Origin of the sequence: Pseudonocardia sp. DR1-2 (genome assembly GCF_023717215.1) — a bacterium.
GTDB lineage: Bacteria > Actinomycetota > Actinomycetes > Mycobacteriales > Pseudonocardiaceae > Pseudonocardia > Pseudonocardia alni.
Genome location: NZ_JAMQOF010000018.1, coordinates 1 through 3,206, shown reverse-complemented (window position 1 = coordinate 3,206; position 3,206 = coordinate 1). Strand labels below are relative to the sequence as shown.

The following is a 3,206-nucleotide window of genomic DNA, read 5'->3' as shown; positions in this document are numbered from 1 at the left end:
GCTGGCCGCCCGCCGCGGGGACGTGGCGCCGCAGGCGTTCAACCCGCAGGCGGTGATCGAGCTGGCCCTGGCCGACGTTGCCTCCCGCAAGGCCGGGTGGACCCGCGCGGACCTCACCCGCGCGATCAACGCCGCCCTGCCCGACTACCTCGGCGTCCCCGACGGCACCGACGTCGCCGCCCTGCTGGACCAGCTCACCGACGAGGCCGTCCGCTACGCGGTCGCGATGGACGCCGAACGCCCCGGCGAGGGACTGCTGCCGCCCGAGCTGTTGCTCGACAACGGCGAGTCGGCGATGCGCGCCCCGGGCGGGCGGATCTACTCCACCCCCGACCAGGTCCGCTCCGAACGCATCCTGCTCGCCGCCACCACCGCCCGCGACGGCGCCGCGCTGACCGAGCAGGCCGCGGCCGCGTTCCTGGCCCGCCTCAATGACGAGGGCGTGCATCTCGGGGCCGACCAGGCTGCCGCAATCCGCGGGGTCCTCACTTCCGGCGCCCGGGTCGAAACGCTGGTCGGCCCGGCCGGGACCGGGAAGTCGTTCGTCGTCGGCACCCTGGCCCGCGCCTGGGCCGACCCGGAGTCCGGGCGGCGGGTGTTCGGGCTGGCGACGAGCCAGGTGGCCACCGACGTCCTCACCGCCGAGGGCCTGACCGCGCGGAACGTGACCCGGTGGCTGACCACCCAGGACCGACTCGCCGCCGAACCCGCCGAGCACCGGGCCGTGGACGGGGACGAGGGGTGGCGGCTGCGCGCCGGGGACCTGGTCGTCGTCGACGAGTCCGCGATGACCGACACTGCCGCCCTGGCCGCGATCCACGGCCACACCGCCGCGGCCGGGGCGAAGCTGCTGCTGGTCGGGGACCACAAGCAGCTCGCCGCCGTCGGCGCCGGCGGCGGCATGGACATGCTCGCCGCGGCCGGGTCGCGCTACGAGCTCACCGACGCCCGCCGCTTCACCGACGGCTGGGAACGCGCCGCGTCGCTGCGGCTGCGCGCCGGGGACGAGACGGTGCTGCGCGAGTACCACCAGCACGGCCGACTCATCGACGCCGGCACCCGCGACGACGCCGAAGCGTCCGCCGCGCGGGGATGGCTGGCCGACACCCTCGAGGGCCGCCGCTCGCTGCTGCTGGTCGACACCAACGACCAGGCCGCCCGGCTGTCCGCACAGCTACGGACCGAGCTGGTCCGCCTCGGGCGGGTCGACGAGCACGGCGTCCCGCTCGGGATGCAGGGCACCTTCGCCGGGGTCGGGGACCTGGTGCAGGCCCGACGCAACGGCTGGAACCTGGTCGGCGTCGAGGGCAACCGGCGCGGCCCGATCAACCGCGAGACCTACCGCGTCACCGCCGTCCGCGACGACGGCGCCCTGGAGGTGACCACCGACCCGTCCGGGGACGGAGGGGAGCGGCTGGTCCTGCCCGCGGGCTACGTGGCTGCGCACCTCGCGCTCGGCTACGCCTCCACCGTGCACGCTGCCCAGGGCGCCACCGTCGACACCACCCACACCGTCGCCACCCCGAACACCGCCGCCGCGGCGCTGTATGTCGGTATGTCCCGCGGTCGCAGCTCCAACACCGCGCACGTCACCACCCGCACCGGTCCGCAGGACCCGGCCGACGGCACGACCCACGAGCACGGCGTGCACCGCGACCCGGTCGCCACCCTCGCCGGGATCCTCGACACCGGCGAGCAGGCCGTCACCCGCTCCTCGCTCACCCTCGCCGCCGACTCCGTCGCCGAGGCGACCAGCACCCGCACCGCCGCGGATCTGCTCGCCGAGGGCGCCCAGCTCGCCGCGACCGAACGCACCAACGCCGCCCTCGACCGGCTCGTCGACACCGGCGCGCTCACCGTCGCCCAGCGCACCCGCATCGCCGCCGAGGACGGCACCGGCGCGCTGAGCCGCATCCTGCGTCGCGCCGAGCTCGCCGGCCGCGACCCCGACACCGTGCTCGCCGACGCCGTCGAACGCGGCCCGCTCACCGGCGCCCGCACCGTGTCCAACGTTCTCTACTCCCGCATCCGCGACAGCCACCGCTTCGACCCCGTCGGACAGAGCTGGACCGACTGGACCCCACGCGTCGACGATAAGGAGTGGGACGCCTACCTCTCGGCGCTCGCCGAGGCCGCCGACGACCGCGCCCGCACCCTCGGCGCCGAGCTGACCGACGCCCCGCAGCCGTGGGCCGTCGCCGCGTTCGGCGAGGTCCCCGACGACGCCGGCGCCCGTGCCGCCTGGGCCGACACGGTCGGGCGGGTCGCGGCCTACCGGGAGGCCCGCGGCCACGATGACCCCGACGACGCCCTCGGCCCGGCCCCGCAGCCCGGGCAGGTCGAGCAGTTCGCGGCCTACCGCGCGGCGTGGCGCGACCTCGGCCGCCCCGAGATCGACCGCGAGCACTTGGAGCTGTCCAACGGCCAGCTCCGGATGCGAGTGCGTGCCTACGAACGCGAACTCGCCGCCGCGCCCCGCTACGTCGCCAACGAGCTCGCCGCCACCCACCAGGCCGCGACCCGCCATCAGCAGGACGCCGCCCTGCGCCGGGCCGAAGCCGACGCGGCGACCGACCCGGCCGAGCAGCAGCGCCTCACCGACGAGGCCGCCCGGGCCGCCGCGCTCGCCGCGGTCCTGGAACGGCGCGCGACCGAGCTGGGCGAGGTCGACGACGCCCGCAGTCGCTGGCTCGCCCATACCGCCGAGACCCGCGCGCAGGCTGAGTTGTCCAAGGCCGAGCTGTCCGCCCGCGACGCCGACGACGATCCCGCCGACCGGGTCACCGCCGCCGAGTGGAAGGCCGCCCACGACGACGCCGTCGCCGAGGACGACCGGCACCGCGAGATCACCGAGGACGACCTCGGCGGCCACCTCGACGACGCCCGACCCGACGAGGACCGGGATGTGGCCGAGTCGCGGCGGGAGGACGTGCGCGAGGCACCGCCGGTGCAGGTCGGGGAGGACATCGTGCGGGTGCCGGAGGCCGAGCAGACCGAGCAGTCGGTCCAGCACGCCCGCCGGCTGCTCGACGAGATCGCCTACCGCGACGCCGCCGACGAACCCGAGGACGAACGCGCCGACCAGCTCACCCGCTGGCACGCCGAGGACGCCGCCACCGACTGCGGCGACGGGTCGTGGGACGACGACGCGATGCCCTGACCAGCACCTCGTCACGCGGGAGGCCGGCCCCCGGATCGGGGCCGGT

Annotated in this window: 1 protein-coding gene; it reads left to right on the top strand. The window is 76.3% G+C overall.

Annotated elements, in window-relative coordinates; all coding sequences use genetic code 11:
- Positions 1 to 3,160: AAA family ATPase (locus tag ND486_RS28680; protein ID WP_251787431.1), on the top strand; the 3,160-nt coding region annotated here is incomplete at its 5' end.
- Positions 3,161 to 3,206 lie beyond the last annotated feature (46 nt).